The sequence below is a fragment of the Paraburkholderia sp. BL6669N2 genome, from assembly GCF_003387275.1.
Taxonomy (GTDB): Bacteria; Pseudomonadota; Gammaproteobacteria; order Burkholderiales; family Burkholderiaceae; genus Paraburkholderia.
The window spans coordinates 2,660,541-2,675,650 of sequence record NZ_QUNA01000001.1 but is presented as its reverse complement, the minus strand read 5'-3'; the positions used below and the strand labels follow the sequence as shown (position 1 = coordinate 2,675,650).

The 15,110-nt window shown below is 62.8% G+C and carries 11 protein-coding genes; 4 read left to right on the top strand and 7 right to left on the bottom strand.

Annotated features, from left to right (window positions below; all coding sequences use genetic code 11):
* The first annotated feature begins 88 nt into the window (after window positions 1–88).
* Both clpS and clpA read left to right on the top strand, forming a co-directional pair.
* Entirely contained in the window at window positions 89–403 is a 315-nt protein-coding gene (gene clpS, locus B0G80_RS12110; RefSeq protein WP_012434130.1) for an ATP-dependent Clp protease adapter ClpS, read from the top strand.
* A complete protein-coding gene (clpA, locus tag B0G80_RS12105) occupies window positions 400–2,697 on the top strand; it encodes an ATP-dependent Clp protease ATP-binding subunit ClpA (RefSeq protein ID WP_074765373.1) in 2,298 nt (765 codons plus the stop codon). Before clpS ends, clpA begins: the two co-directional genes overlap by 4 nt.
* A 65-nt stretch (window positions 2,698–2,762) precedes the next feature.
* On the opposite strand, the gene B0G80_RS12100 is transcribed toward clpA, so the two are convergent.
* The 7 genes from B0G80_RS12100 to B0G80_RS12070 all read right to left on the bottom strand — a co-directional run bounded on the left by B0G80_RS12100 (window position 2,763) and on the right by B0G80_RS12070 (window position 13,008).
* Window positions 2,763–5,273, bottom strand: a complete 2,511-nt coding sequence (locus B0G80_RS12100; RefSeq protein WP_116118144.1) for a hypothetical protein — start codon at window positions 5,271–5,273, stop codon at window positions 2,763–2,765.
* Window positions 5,274–5,604: 331 nt separating this feature from the next.
* On the bottom strand, window positions 5,605–6,051 hold the full coding sequence (gene dut / locus B0G80_RS12095; RefSeq protein ID WP_116118143.1) for a dUTP diphosphatase: 447 nt from the start codon (window positions 6,049–6,051) through the stop codon (window positions 5,605–5,607).
* A 13-nt stretch (window positions 6,052–6,064) separates the two neighbouring features.
* On the bottom strand, window positions 6,065–7,084 hold the full coding sequence (locus B0G80_RS12090) for an LLM class flavin-dependent oxidoreductase (RefSeq protein WP_116118142.1): 1,020 nt from the start codon (window positions 7,082–7,084) through the stop codon (window positions 6,065–6,067).
* Window positions 7,085–7,159: 75 nt separating this feature from the next.
* Window positions 7,160–8,374: a bifunctional phosphopantothenoylcysteine decarboxylase/phosphopantothenate--cysteine ligase CoaBC gene (coaBC, locus tag B0G80_RS12085; RefSeq protein ID WP_116118141.1), complete on the bottom strand. Its 1,215-nt coding sequence runs from the start codon at window positions 8,372–8,374 to the stop codon at window positions 7,160–7,162.
* Window positions 8,375–8,485: 111 nt separating this feature from the next.
* Window positions 8,486–8,992: a signal peptidase II gene (gene lspA / locus B0G80_RS12080; protein WP_106283460.1), complete on the bottom strand. Its 507-nt coding sequence runs from the start codon at window positions 8,990–8,992 to the stop codon at window positions 8,486–8,488.
* An 11-nt stretch (window positions 8,993–9,003) separates the two neighbouring features.
* Window positions 9,004–11,841: an isoleucine--tRNA ligase gene (gene ileS / locus B0G80_RS12075; RefSeq protein ID WP_116118140.1), complete on the bottom strand. Its 2,838-nt coding sequence runs from the start codon at window positions 11,839–11,841 to the stop codon at window positions 9,004–9,006.
* A 171-nt stretch (window positions 11,842–12,012) separates the two neighbouring features.
* Window positions 12,013–13,008 carry a bifunctional riboflavin kinase/FAD synthetase gene (locus B0G80_RS12070; protein ID WP_106283418.1) on the bottom strand — a complete coding sequence of 332 codons (996 nt, stop codon included), beginning with the start codon at window positions 13,006–13,008 and terminating at the stop codon, window positions 12,013–12,015.
* A gap of 117 nt (window positions 13,009–13,125) precedes the next feature.
* Between B0G80_RS12070 and purN the strand changes: the two genes are divergently transcribed.
* A complete protein-coding gene (purN, locus tag B0G80_RS12060) occupies window positions 13,126–13,779 on the top strand; it encodes a phosphoribosylglycinamide formyltransferase (protein ID WP_116118139.1) in 654 nt (217 codons plus the stop codon).
* Entirely contained in the window at window positions 13,776–15,035 is a 1,260-nt protein-coding gene (locus B0G80_RS12055) for an RsmB/NOP family class I SAM-dependent RNA methyltransferase (RefSeq protein WP_106283416.1), read from the top strand. The genes purN and B0G80_RS12055 overlap by 4 nt, the downstream gene beginning before the upstream one ends.
* The last annotated feature ends 75 nt before the right edge of the window (window positions 15,036–15,110 follow it).

The window sequence follows — 15,110 nt, the reverse complement described above, 5'->3', positions numbered from 1 at the left end:
CCATCAGGCGATAGCGAACGGGCTCACCGGCCGGTCGGCCGGGTTTTGACAGGATTGCGGGCCTGTCCTAGTTGTTTAGAATGGGTGTATGGCGATTATCCCGGACAAGCAGGACGGCACCGTACTGGAGCGGCAGGAGAAAAAGCTCAAGCCGCCATCCATGTACAAGGTGGTGCTGCTGAATGACGACTTCACGCCAATGGAATTTGTCGTGATGGTCGTGCAGGAATATTTCAATAAAGATCGTGAAACCGCAACACAGGTAATGTTGAAGGTGCATCGCGAGGGCAGGGGAGTTTGTGGGGTCTATACGCGGGACATCGCGTCGACCAAAGTCGAGCAAGTCGTTACCCACGCACGGCAGGCCGGGCATCCGCTGCAGTGTGTGATGGAGGAAGCATGATTGCCCAGGAACTGGAAGTCAGCCTGCACATGGCGTTCATGGAAGCACGCCAGGCGCGGCACGAGTTCATAACGGTCGAACACCTTTTGCTGGCCCTGTTGGACAATCCAACCGCGGCGGAGGTGTTGCGTGCATGCGCGGCCAATATCGAGGATCTGCGCCAGAACCTGCGCAACTTCATTCATGACAACACGCCGACCGTGCCCGGCACGGACGACGTCGACACGCAGCCCACGCTGGGTTTCCAGCGTGTGATCCAGCGCGCGATCATGCATGTGCAGTCCACCTCGAATGGCAAGAAGGAAGTGACCGGCGCGAACGTGCTGGTGGCGATCTTCGGCGAGAAGGATTCGCACGCGGTGTACTACCTGCAACAGCAGGGCGTGACGCGTCTGGACGTGGTGAATTTCATTTCGCACGGCATCGCCAAGACGAGCAGCACGGACGCCGCGAAAGCGAGCGACGCGAATGCCGAGTCCGACGAAGCCGCCGCGCAGAAGGAAACCCCGCTTGCGCAGTTCACGCAGAACCTGAACCAGATGGCGAAAGACGGCCGCATCGATCCGCTGATCGGGCGCGAGTCGGAAGTCGAGCGCGTGGTCCAGGTCCTGTGCCGCCGCCGCAAGAACAATCCGCTGCTGGTCGGTGAAGCCGGCGTCGGCAAGACGGCGATCGCCGAAGGTCTCGCGTGGCGCATTACGCGCGGCGAAGTGCCGGACATTCTCGCGGATGCCCAGGTGTATTCGCTCGACATGGGCGCGCTGCTCGCCGGCACCAAATATCGCGGTGACTTCGAACAGCGTCTGAAGACGGTCCTCAAGGAATTGAAAGAACGTCCGCACGCGATCCTGTTCATCGACGAAATTCATACGCTGATCGGCGCAGGCGCTGCGTCGGGCGGCACGCTGGACGCGTCGAACCTGCTCAAGCCGGCGTTGTCGTCGGGTACGTTGAAGTGCATCGGCGCGACTACGTTCACGGAATATCGCGGCATCTTCGAAAAGGACGCGGCCTTGTCGCGCCGTTTCCAGAAGGTCGACGTGACCGAGCCGACCGTCGAACAGACGGTGGCGATCCTGCGCGGCCTGAAGTCACGGTTCGAAGAGCATCACGGCGTGAAGTATTCGTCGGGTGCGCTGTCGGCGGCGGCTGAGTTGTCGGCACGCTTCATCACGGATCGTCATCTGCCGGACAAGGCGATCGACGTGATCGACGAAGCGGGCGCGGCGCAACGCATCCTGCCGAAGTCGAAGCAGAAGAAGACCATCGGCAAGAACGAGATCGAGGAAATCATCTCGAAGATCGCCCGCGTCCCGCCGCAAAGCGTGTCGCAGGACGATCGCAGCAAGCTGCAAACGCTGGACCGCGATCTGAAGAGCGTGGTGTTCGGGCAGGACCCGGCCATCGACGCGCTGTCGGCCGCGATCAAGATGGCGCGCGCGGGCCTCGGCAAGCTGGACAAGCCGATCGGCGCGTTCCTGTTCTCCGGCCCCACGGGCGTCGGCAAGACCGAAGTGGCCAAGCAACTGGCGTTCACGCTGGGTATCGAGCTGATCCGGTTCGACATGTCGGAATACATGGAACGTCATGCGGTCAGCCGGTTGATCGGCGCGCCGCCGGGCTATGTCGGTTTTGACCAGGGCGGTCTGCTGACCGAAGCTGTCACGAAGAAGCCGCATTGCGTGCTGTTGCTCGACGAAATCGAGAAGGCGCATCCGGACATCTACAACGTGCTGCTGCAGGTCATGGACCATGGCACCCTGACGGACAACAACGGCCGTAAGGCGGATTTCCGCAACGTCATCATCATCATGACGACGAACGCGGGTGCCGAGGCGATGGGCAAGTCGGTGATCGGTTTCACGAATCGTCGGGAAACCGGCGACGAAATGGTCGACATCAAGCGCATGTTCACGCCGGAGTTCCGTAACCGTCTGGACGCAACGATCAGCTTCCGTTCGCTCGATGAAGAAATCATCATGCGCGTGGTCGACAAGTTCCTGATGCAACTGGAAGATCAGTTGCACGAGAAAAAGGTCGATGCGCTCTTCACCGACGCGCTGCGCAAGCATCTCGCCAAGCACGGTTTCGATCCGCTGATGGGCGCGCGGCCGATGCAGCGTCTGATTCAGGACACGATTCGTCGTGCACTGGCCGACGAACTGCTGTTCGGCAAGCTGATGAACGGCGGCCGCGTGACGGTCGACGTGGATGCCGAAGACAAGGTGCAGTTGACCTTCGACGAACATCCGGCGCCGCGCAATCCGAATCCGGAAGCAGTGGAAGTCGAGTAACTTACGCGGTAGTACTGATAAAAAACGGCGTGGACCAGGTCCACGCCGTTTTTTTTGAGCCGACGTTATTGATCGAACGTGATCGGCTGGTTCATGTAGGCATTCAGTTTCTGTCTTGCCCACGGCTCCGGATTACCGATTGCGGAAACGATGCCGGTCGTTGCACCACCCCCGAGCAGCACGCTGAAGATACCTCGCAACAGGAAGTCGCCGTACAGAGGGTTCGAAATGTCGAATGGTTCGGAGCGGATGAACATGTCCTCGGCGGTGGCCCCCATGTATTGCTGGAACGCCTCCGGAAATTGCAACGCGAGAATGGTGGGATGCACGTTCTCGTAGTCGGAGCCGATTGCAGGATCGCCCAGCAGGCAACTGCCGCCCGTCCCCCAGTGTTGGGAGTCGAAATCCGTCGCGACCGGATCGGTCGTATTCGGAATGCGGCTCGCGGGCATCTGCCATGGCATCATCGGCAATTTAAGCGCGCGGCTGACCGCCTTGCAGAAATCGAAGTAGCGGTCCCATTCGCGAGGGCCGTAGCAGTAGCCGTTCACATAGGCGCGCTGCGTGAAGTCGTCGGCTTCGTACCGGTCGATCGCCAGGAAGTCGGGCTCGTAGGGCGCATCGTAGACGCCGAGGCTCGTCACATAGTCCGCAGTTTGTTGCGCCATCTGAGCCGGATCGATGCCGTCCTCGTAGATCCATTCCGAGTAGCCGACACCCCACAGATTGATCTGCCAGCCGAACGTCACGCTGGGCGCGACCGTGCGCGTCAGCCAGTTCACCGCGAGCACGTAGCCGGCTATGTTCTCGGCGATGTCGTCGGGAATGGCCGCCTTGATCGACCAATGGTCGAGGGCTTGCTGTAACGGCTCGCGCACCGGCATCGGGTAGGTCGCCCCGAAGTTGGCTTGCTGGCAAGCGCCGAGAAAGTCAGGGTTCACGATAAAGCCCGCGGGGACCGGGTGGTCGCTGTCGATGGCCTCCGTCGCGATGTTGAGCGCCAGAATGTAGTTGGAAAAACTGTGCGCGTGAGCGTCGGCGTTGGCGAGGATGGTGGGCGTGTCGCCGAGCGACAGATTGCAGGTGTACGACACCATGACGGGCAAGACCGGCTGAGTATTTCCCAGTTGGAGCTCGACGTTGCGCGCCAGCGTGAGGGTCGCTCGGGTTTGCGGATCGTCGGTCAGGTAGACGGACGAATCGCCGGCGCCGTCGGTGCCGGCGTAGTCGAAGACCGAGGTTGCGCGTGCCGCGGCGAAGTCCGCCTGATTGGACGGCGTCAGGTCCGCACAGCCGCCGAAGCACAGGTAGGCCGGAAAGCCGCGCACACTGAGATTCGCCGATGCCTTGATCGTCACGCCGAGTGCGGCGCTGCCGCTGCCTGGCACGCTCAAGCTTGACGGCGTCTCGACTGCGTAGACGACGCCGGCGGAGAGGAAGTCGTCGGCCACTACGGTGTAGTCCCCTGGCTGAACGAGAGCCGAGAAAGCGGTCTGTTGCGATGTTGCCGTGACGTTCTGCAGATAGTTCATGCTGCCGCCAATCAGACGCAACGGGAGCTGGCGGTCGACTGGATGGTCGACCGTGACATTGATCGCGACCCGGGTATATCCCGTGGTGTCGACGTTTTCTGTCTGCACCATGGAATTGTCGATGACTACGGTTTGCAGTGCGTTCGTCAGCGTGACAAGCGGTACGTTGAACGAATAGTTGACATTGTCGAGTGCGATGTTCTCAATCGACACCCGCGCCGTGCCCGATGGCAGTAGCTTGCGCAGCGAAGTGACATGGTTGGTCGTGGTGGTGAACACGGCCAGCGTTTCGCCTGTCGCGCTGTCGGTCAATGTGACATTGAGTGTTTCGGTCGATAACCCTGATAGCGATCCAACCGAAATATCAAGCGCGCAATAGTATTCGACGGGAGCGAACGTGACCCCGAGCGTGGTTGTTGCGCCAGCCACGACGTCGATCGTGTCGCGGTCGATTACAAGCGGCGCAATGACCGTCTGATCGCTTGTGCTGACGCTGTCGCCCATCACCGCGTAGGTCCCTTGATCGACGGTGATGCTGGCCGTGGCGCCATAATCGAGCGGCATCGTGACGACTGCGCTGCCTCGCGTGAGTGTGAGGGCGGGCGCAATGCCGGCGAGCGCCGGATCCGGCGCGGGCGCGCAAGTTGCGGACACCGTTCCGGTGATGGCCGGCGCCTGGTCGGCGGCGAACACGAATGAATCGAGCCAGGTCTGCGAGTCGGTCAAGAGGTCACCGTCCACGCCGATCGTAATCTGGTCGGCCCGCTGCATCGTATAGCTGGTTGTGTATTGGATCGTGGCCGTTACGTCGAAGGTGCCGTCGCCAATTTGCGTGGTGTCTGCCGTGATGTCGCCGGTCACCCATGTGCTAAACGACGGCTGGATTGCCGTGGCGTCCAGATTGGCCGGCGAGCGAAAGTTGAACTCGAGGAACTGATTGACGGTGACCGCGCTGCCGTCTTCATAACGCAGGTTGGAAACGACGATCGTGCCATACCATTCGTTCGCGCCCGACCCAACGATTGCATCATATTCGATCTTCATACAAGCTCCGTTCAACGTAGGCCGGCGAACACCGAGCGCCCGCATGGGCTAAAAAAAGTGCTATCCGGACAGTGGCTTATCAGTGATGCGCTCAATTTAATACGTATGCCTAAATAAAAATTTTGATATAAGAATGTGATTTCGGTCTTTAACCTCCTGGGGTTTGCGTGGATAAGGTGGGAAAGCCGACGGTAAGACGGCCGCCGGATGCAGATTGATTAGTTAAGCAGATTAAGTCGTTAGTCTTGTGACTGATTTATAGGTGGCGCGTGACCCTGTCCAAATGGGACAAGTCCGAATTTAATCTGCCGCTCGCCAAAGGCGCGAGGGCTTAGTGCTTGCCTGTGCTGCCGAAGCCGCCGGCGCCGCGTTCACTGGTTTCAAAATCGTCGACGATATTGAACTCCGCTTGCACCACCGGCACGATCACCAGTTGCGCAAGACGTTCCATCGGATTCAACACGAACGTGGTCTCGCCACGGTTCCACGTCGAAATCATCAGTTGACCTTGGTAATCCGAATCGATCAGGCCGATCAGATTGCCCAGTACGATCCCGTGCTTATGCCCCAGGCCCGAACGCGGCAGAATCAACGCGGCATAGCCCGAATCGCCGACGTGAATCGCCAGGCCCGTCGGCACCAAAGCTGTCTCGCCGGGTTTCAGCGTCAACGGTTCGTCGAGGCACGCGCGCAGGTCGAGGCCCGCGCTGCCGGTGGTGGCGTAAGCTGGGAGCTGATCGCGCATGCGCGCGTCGAGGATCTTCAGGTCGAGTTTCATGCAGGTTCGAAGGTTAAGTAGTGGAGGCCGGGCGTTCGAGCTGGAACGCTTCGGCGAGAAGTTCATAGGAGCGAAGACGGGCGCGGTAGCTGCCCGCCACGGTGAGCACGATCAGTTCGTCGGCGTCGAACTGTTCCTGCAACGAGTGCAAGCGCTCGGTGACCGTTTCCGACGTGCCGATGATACTGCGCGGTTTTTCGCGATCGATCACCAGACGCTCGCGCTCGCCGTATTCCTGCGCGACGCCCTGTTCGATCGTCGGGATCGGTTCGTTCAGGCCGTAGGCCATTTGCACGCGGCGCAGATCGACGGCCTTCTCCAGATCGGCTGCTTCCTGTTCGCTGTCGGCGCAAATCACGAACACCGCGGCTGCCAGATACGGTTGCTGTATGCCTTGGCCGGCCTTGAAGCGTTCGCGATACGCATGCGCGACCTGATGGCCGAAATGCGCGTTGATGAAGTGCGCGAACGCGAAGGGAATGCCGAGTTGCGCCGCCAGCAAGCCGCCGAATTCGCTCGACCCGAGCATCCACACTTGCGGACGCGTATCGACTTGCGGTTGCAGCAGCACGCCGCTCGCAATGTGATCGGCGGGCAAGGTGCCGTGCATCAGACCGAGCAGATCGGCCACCTGCTGCGGAAAAATATCGCCGCGATTGTAGTCGCCGGCAGCGACCGCTTGCGCGGTGCGCATGTCGCCGCCCGGTGCGCGTCCCACGCCCAGATCGATGCGATTGGGGAACAGCGCTTCGAGCATCATGAATTGCTCGGCGACCTTGAATGGGCTGTAGTACGGCAGCATCACGCCGCCGGAGCCGAGTCGGATGTGTCGAGTCACGCTGCCGAGGCGCGCCAGCATGACCTCAGGGCAGGGGTTCGACACGCCGCGCAGGCCGTGATGCTCGGCGCACCAGTAACGCGTGTAGCCGAGATCGTCGGCGAGTTGTGCGAGTTCGACCGTGGCGGCGATCGCATCCGCCACCGAGTGCCCGGAAATCACGGGCGTTTGATCGAGTACGGAGAGTCGCGTCATGTCGGTGCCGCTCCAGATGATTCCATTCGCCAACGCGACTCACGGCGACCGCATTCAGGCGGCCGCCGGAATCGCTCAGCGAATCAGACTTGTGTCGGGCAGACGCTTCGCGATCTCCGCGATCAGCGCGCGCGCGAGCGTCCGTTTGTCGGCGCGTGGCAGCTTCGTTGCGCCGCCTGCTTCGAACAGGATCACCTCGTTGTCGTCGAGGCCAAAAGTCAGCGGGCCAAGATTGCCGATCAGAAGCGGCACGTTTTTACGCAGGCGCTTTTCTTCGCCGTGTACTTCCAGATCGCCGCTTTCCGCGGCGAAACCGACCGCGAACGGTGGATGCGGCAGCTTCGCCACCGAGGCCAGAATGTCCGGATTTTCAACGAAGGAAAACGTGGGCAGCGCACGATCCGCAGTCTTCTTGATCTTGTGCTCGCTGGCGTGATCGACGCGCCAATCGGCTACCGCGGCCACGCCGATGAAAATGTCCGCGTCCGCGACCGAGCGCATCACCGCGTCATGCATCTGCTGCGCGGTCTGCACGTCCTGACGGAAAACGCCCCACGGCGTTTCGAGCGCGACGGGACCGGCGATCAGATGCACCTCGGCGCCCGCCTGCTGCGCGGCGCGCGCCAGCGCGAAGCCCATCTTGCCGCTGGAGCGGTTGGTGATGCCGCGTACCGGGTCGAGCGGTTCGAACGTTGGTCCGGCGGTCAGCAGCACGCGCTTGCCGGCAAGGATTTTCGGCGCGAAGAACGAGGCGATCGCTTCGTAAGTGGCCGCGGCCTCGAGCATGCGGCCGTCGCCGACTTCGCCGCACGCCTGCGGGCCGGAATCGGGCCCGAGTACTTCGATGCCGTCCGCGCGCACTTGCGCGACGTTGCGTTGCGTGGCCGGGTTCTGCCACATCTGCCGGTTCATGGCCGGCACCACCAGCAGCGGACAGTCGCGGGCGACACACAACGTGGACAGCAAATCGTCGGCCATGCCGTGCGCGAGTTTGGCGAGGAAGTCGGTCGAGGCGGGCGCGATCACGATCGCATCCGCTTCACGCGACAAATCGATGTGCGCCATGTTGTTCGGCACGCGCCCGTCCCACTGGCTCGTGTAGACCGGGTGGCCCGAGAGCGCCTGCATGGTGACGGGGGTGATGAACTGGGTGGCCGCTTCGGTCATGACGACCTGCACGGTCGCGCCGGCCTTGGTCAACAGACGCGTGAGTTCGGCGATCTTGTAGCAGGCAATGCCGCCCGTCATGCCGAGGACGAGGTGTTTTCCTGCGAGTTCTGCGGTTGCCAACGAAAGCCTCCGACAAAGCGTGATGGCCGGCAGCGAGGCATTGCGTCCCCGCCGCCGCGCCTTTCAAAGCGTACTCGCGCGCAAACATCAGCGCGCAGTCAGCGTGGGCCGTTAGCGCGAACCGCGCACGCGCCGCAACTCGTCGAGCACCAGCAGCACCGCGCCGACCGTAATCGCGCTGTCGGCGAGATTGAACGCCGGCCAGTGCCACGTGCGCACGTGGAAATCGAGGAAGTCGATCACGTGGCCATACGCGAGCCGGTCGATCACGTTGCCGAGCGCGCCGCCGAGAATCAGCGCGAGCGCCGTGCAGAACATTTTCTGCCCGCCGTGGCGCTTGAGCAGATAGCAGATCACCAGCGCGGCCACCACGCCGAGCGCGGTGAACGCCCAGCGTTGCCAGCCGCCCGCCATGGCGAGGAAGCTGAATGCCGCGCCGCGGTTGTACACGAGGATCAGATTAAAGAACGACGTGACCTCGTGCGCGACACCGTAGGCGAACACTTTCTGCACCGCGATTTTCGTCAGCTGATCGAACAGGATGACGATCAGCGCGACGCCCAGCCAGGGCGCCAGCGAACCGTTTGCAGCAGATGTTTTCGACGCGGTTTTCGACATGGTTCTGGCCATTATGCCGCGCTCCTGATTTCACCGTTGCCGAACAGATTGCTGAAGCAGCGGCCGCACAGCGTGGGGTGTTCGGCGTTCGCGCCGACGTCCGCGCGGTAGTGCCAGCAGCGTTCGCACTTCAGATACTTCGAGGCGATGACTTCGACGCCTTCTTCCGCCTCACTGTCGACCTTCACCACGCTTGCCGCGGACGTGATCAGCACGAACTTCAGGTCGTCGCCGAGGCTCGTGAGCGCTTCGTAGCGTGCGCCGCTCGCGCGGATTTCAACTTCCGCCTGCAACGACGAGCCGATCAGGTTCGCCACGCGCGCTTCCTCGAGCGCCTTGGTCACGTCGCTGCGTGCGGCGCGCAGGAGCGTCCATTTGTCGAGCAGAGCACCGGCTTCCGGCACGGCCGGGAACGCGTGATACGTCTCGGTGAAGATCGTTTCGCTATTCGGCTGGAAGATCTTCCACGCTTCTTCGGCGGTGAACGACAGGAACGGCGCCATCAGACGCAGCAGGCCGTGCGCGATGTGATACAGCGCGGTTTGCGCCGAGCGGCGCGCGACGGAGTCCGCGGCGGTCGTGTACAGGCGGTCTTTCAATACGTCCAGATAGAAGCCGCCGAGGTCTTCCGAGCAGAACGTCTGCAGCTTGGCGACCACCGGGTGGAATTCATACTTGTCGTAATGCGAGAGGATGTCGTTCTGCAGATTCGCCGACAGCGCCACCGCATAGCGGTCGATCTCGAGCCAGTCTTCGACCGGACGCGCGTTTTTCTCGAAGTCGAAGTCCGACAGATTCGCGAGCAGGAAGCGCAGCGTGTTGCGGATACGGCGGTAGCTTTCCGTGACGCGCTTCAGGATTTCCTCCGAGATCGCCAATTCGCCCGAGTAATCTGTCGACGCAATCCACAGGCGGATGATTTCCGCGCCGAGGCGGTTGGCCACTTCGTGCGGATCGACACCGTTGCCGAGCGACTTGCTCATCTTGCGGCCTTCGCCGTCCACGGTGAAGCCGTGCGTGAGCAGCGCGTTGTACGGCGGACGGCCGTCGAGCATCGAGGCGGTCAACAGCGACGAGTGGAACCAGCCGCGATGCTGGTCCGAGCCTTCCAGATATAGGTCGGCCGGGAATTGCAGTTCGTCTTTGTGCGAGCCGCGCAGCACGTGCCAATGCGTGGTGCCCGAATCGAACCACACGTCGAGCGTGTCGCGGTTCTTTTCGTACATGTTAGCGTCGTCGCCGAGCAACTCGCGCGGGTCGAGCGTTTGCCATGCTTCGATGCCGGCCTTTTCCACACGTTGCGCGACTTCTTCGAGCAACTCCAGCGTACGCGGGTGCAGTTCGCCGGTTTCCTTGTGCACGAAGAACGCCATCGGCACGCCCCATTGGCGTTGGCGCGACAGCGTCCAGTCCGGGCGGTTGGCGATCATGCTGAACAGACGCTGCTTGCCCCACGCGGGATAGAAGGCGGTGTTCTCGATGCCTTCCAGCGCGGTTTCGCGCAACGTCTTGTCGGTATCGGTCGGCTTCACGTCCATGCCGGCGAACCATTGCGAGGTTGCGCGGTAGATGATCGGCGTCTTGTGGCGCCAGCAGTGCATGTAGCTGTGCGTGTACTTCTCGGTGCGCATCAGCGTGCCGGCGCCTTGCAGCGCTTCGACGATTTGCGGGTTGGCCGCCCAGATCGACAGGCCGCCGAACAGCGCGAGCGATTCGATATAGCGGCCGTCGCCCATCACCGGATTGATGATGTCGGAATCCGCCATGCCGTGCGCCTTGCACGACACGAAGTCTTCCACGCCGTACGCCGGGGACGAGTGCACGATACCCGTACCCGTTTCGGTCGTCACATAGTCGCCGAGATAGACCGGCGCCGTGCGCTTGTAGCCCGGATGCGCGGACGCGAGCGGGTGATGGAAGCGCAGATTGACGAGCTTCGCACCCGGCGTGGTGGCGACGATCGTGCCTTCGAGGCCGTACAGCTTCAGGCACGCTTCAACGCGCTCTTCAGCAAGGATTAGCAGGCCGCGCGGCGTGTCGACCAGCGCGTAGACGATTTCCGGATGCAGGTTCAGCGCCTGGTTGGCGGGGATGGTCCACGGCGTGGTGGTCCAGATCACGATGCCGCCTTCGTTGCGCGGCAGCGCATTCAAACCGAACGCTTGCGCCGTTTTTTCGGGCTCGGCGAAGCTGAACAGCACGTCGATGGTCGGATCGGTCTTGTCCTTGTATTCGACTTCCGCTTCGGCGAGTGCCGAGCCACAATCGAAACACCAGTTCACCGGCTTCAGGCCGCGGAACACGTAGCCTTTTTCCATGATCTTCGCGAGCGCGCGGATTTCGCCGGCTTCGTTCGTGAAGTTCATGGTCTTATACGGATTGTCCCAGTCGCCGAGCACGCCGAGGCGGCGGAAGCCGACCTTCTGCTTCTCGATCTGCTCGGTCGCGTAAGCGCGCGCCTTTTGCATTACTTCGGCGGCCGGCAGCGACTTGCCGAACTGCTTTTCGATCTGGATTTCGATCGGCATGCCGTGGCAATCCCAACCCGGCACGTAGACCGCGTCGAAGCCCGCCAGATTGCGCGCCTTGACGATCATGTCCTTCAGGATCTTGTTCACCGCGTGGCCGAGGTGGATGTCGCCGTTCGCATACGGCGGGCCGTCGTGCAGGATGAACTTCTTGCGGCCCTTGGAGGCCGCGCGGATCATTTCGTAGACCTTGCGCTCCTGCCATTCCTTGACCCATTGCGGCTCGCGCTTGGGCAGGTCGCCGCGCATCGGGAACGGCGTGTCGAGCAGGTTGACCGGGTAGCGTGACTGCGGTTTCGAATCGGCTTTCTTATTGCTCATGATGAGGTCGCGGTGAATTCTTTCTATGCGCGGTAGCGCGCGGAATGCGCACGATGCGCGAGGGCGTTGGGCGCGCCCGGCGGGCATGTCGCGTGATCCACGGACGCCCTTCGATGCGCGCGGCGAGGGTCCACGCACGCGGCGCTTGAGCGCCTGCATGGACCACGGCGGTTATCTAATTCGGTCGGTGGCCGAGGTGGCGAAGCCGGTGGAACGGCTGCCCGGCGTGCCGGCGCCGACAGCCGCGAACCACGCGCGCGCGTTGACGACGTCGCGCTTGATGGCGGCGGTTAGCGTTTCGAGGTCGATGTACTTTTCCTCGTCGCGCAGCTTCTTCAGGAATTCGACGCGCACGAGTTTGCCATATGCGTCGCCATGCCAGTCGAGCAGGTGAACTTCGAGCAGCACGCGGCCGGAATCGTCTACCGTGGGACGCAGGCCGAGGCTCGCGACGCCCGGCAGCGGCTCGTCCGCTACGCCGTGCACGCGCACCACGAAGATGCCCGCGAGCGCCGGGCGCTTGTGAGCGATCGGCACATTGAGCGTGGGGAAGCCGAGATCGCGGCCGAGCTTCATGCCGTGCACGACATGGCCGCTGATCAGATAATCGCGGCCCAGCGCGGCACGCGCCGAGTCGAGGTCGCCCGCCACCAGCGCGGCGCGCACGCCAGAGCTGGAAATGCGCGCGCCTGACGGATCGGCCACCGTGGCCATCTGCTCGACTTCGAAACCGTACTGCTGACCCGCCGCCTTGAGCGACCCGAAGTCGCCCGCGCGCTTCGCGCCGTAGCGGAAGTCGTCGCCGATCATCACCCAGCGCGCGTGCAGTCCGTTGACGATGATCCGTTCGACGAACGTGTCCGGCGACTGGCTCGCGAACGTGTGATTGAAGTGCTCGACAACCACCCGGTCGACGCCGTTGGTGCGCAGCGCCTCGAGCTTGTCGCGCAGCATGGCGATGCGCGGCGGCGCGCCCGCCGGATTGAAGAACTCGCGCGGGTGCGGCTCGAAGGTCATCACGCAGACGGGCAGGCCGCGCGCATCGGCAGCCGCTCGCACGTGGGCGAGCAAAGCCTGATGGCCGCGGTGGACACCGTCGAAGTTGCCGATGGTCAGTGCGCAGGGCGCACGGCTTTCAGCATTGGGAAGACCGCGGAAGACTCTCACGATAGCGGGTTTGAGATGGAGCGGGCGGGGTGCCGCAAAACAAACGATTATAAACGTTCGGCGCAGTGGACGGCGGCGCGTCGCGGTTTCGGTGTCCCCGAATGATAAAATCCGCGGATGAAAAAACTCGTCATCCTGATTTCCGGACGGGGAAGCAACATGGAAGCCATCGTTCGAGCCTGCTCGAACGAGGCCTGGCCGGCGCAAGTCGCCGCCGTGATTGCCAACCGTCCCGACGCCGCGGGCCTTGCGTTCGCGGCGTCGCACGGCATTGCCACGGCGGTGGTCGACCACCGCCAGTTTCCCGACCGCGACAGCTTCGACGCCGCGCTGGCCGAGCAAATCGATAGTTTTGCGCCCGACCTGGTCGTGCTTGCTGGATTCATGCGGGTGCTGACGGCCGGTTTCGTCGATCATTACGCCGGGCGCATGCTGAACGTGCATCCGTCGCTGTTGCCGAGCTTTCCGGGCCTGAAAACCCATCAGCAGGCGCTCGACGCGGGCGTGCGGCTGCACGGCGCGTCCGTGCATTTTGTCACGTCGCAACTGGATCACGGGCCGATCGTCGCGCAAGCGGCGGTGCCCGTCGAGACGGGCGACACCCCCGCCATGCTCGCCGAACGCGTGCTGGCAACCGAACACATCATTTATCCACGCGCGGTGCGCTGGTTCGTCGAAGGGCGCCTTGCTCTGGACGGCCTGCGCGTCACGCTTACGCCGCCGGAGCCGCAATGGCTCTTTGCCGGTCACACCGCCGGAGAGGGCGCATGAGATTGCATGGTTTTTTGATTGGACAAACTGAGACTTTGTTGGCTGAAGTCCTAAAACTGACCGGCCCGGCCGATGCCACCACCAGCCGTTTCTTCCGCGCTCATCCGAAGCTCGGGCACGGCGAGCGCGGCGTGATCGCCGAGGCCGTTTTCGCGGTGCTCCGCCGCCGGATGGAGTTCGCCCATCTGGCCGAAGGCGGCGCGGGCAACCCGGCGCGCCGCATGGCGTTGCTCGGCCTGATGCAGACGGCGGGGCGTAATGCGCTCAAGCCGTTCGTGTCGGAACAGGAGTTGAGCTGGCTTGAACATGTGTCGAAGATCGACCCGGAAAGCCTGCCGCTGCGGATTCGCCTGAATCTGCCTGACTGGATCTATCAGGCGCTGGCTAAGCGTTTCGAACCCGCCGAACTGGCGCAACTCGCCGCGGCGCTGAACTACCCGGCGCCGCTGGATCTGCGCGCGAACCCGATCAAGGCCAGCCGCGACGACGTGTTGAACGCGCTGTCGAAGGCCGGCATCGAGGGCGGCGCGACACCGTTCGCACCGTTCGGCGTGCGCGTGGTCGGCAAGCCGCCGCTCACCAAACTCGACGCGTTCCAGCACGGCTGGGTCGAAGTGCAGGATGAAGGCAGCCAGTTGCTGTGTTCGCTGGTCGCGCCCAAACGCGGCGAGATGATCGTCGACTTCTGCGCCGGCGCGGGCGGTAAGACGCTGGCGCTGGGCGCCGCAATGCGCTCCACCGGACGGCTGTACGCCTTCGACATCTCCGAGCGGCGTCTCGCCAAGCTCAAGCCGCGGCTTGCGCGCAGTGGTCTGTCGAACGTGAACCCGGTGCTGATCGACAGCGAACACGACGCCAAGATCAAGCGGCTCGCCGGCAAGATCGACCGCGTGCTGGTCGACGCGCCGTGCAGCGGCTTGGGCACGCTGCGCCGTAATCCGGATCTGAAGTGGCGCCAGTCGCCGGAATCGGTCGCCGAGCTGGCGCCGAAGCAGGCGTCGATTCTGGCCAGCGCGGCGCGTCTGGTGAAAAAGGGCGGGCGGCTCGTCTATGCCACCTGCTCAATCCTGGAAGCGGAAAACGAAGCCGTGGTGCAGCAATTCCTCGCCGACCATCCGGATTTCGCTCTGGTACCCGCGCGTGACGTGCTGGCCGAGCAGCGCATCGATCTGGAAATGGGAGATTACCTGTCGCTGTGGCCGCACCGCCACGCGACCGACGGCTTCTTCGCCGCCGTGCTGGAACGCCAGAGCTAAGCGCAACAGGCTTTTGCCGGCGTACCCGGGTTCGATTCATCAACCTGTCCGTGCGTCGGCGATTGCGCCGACATC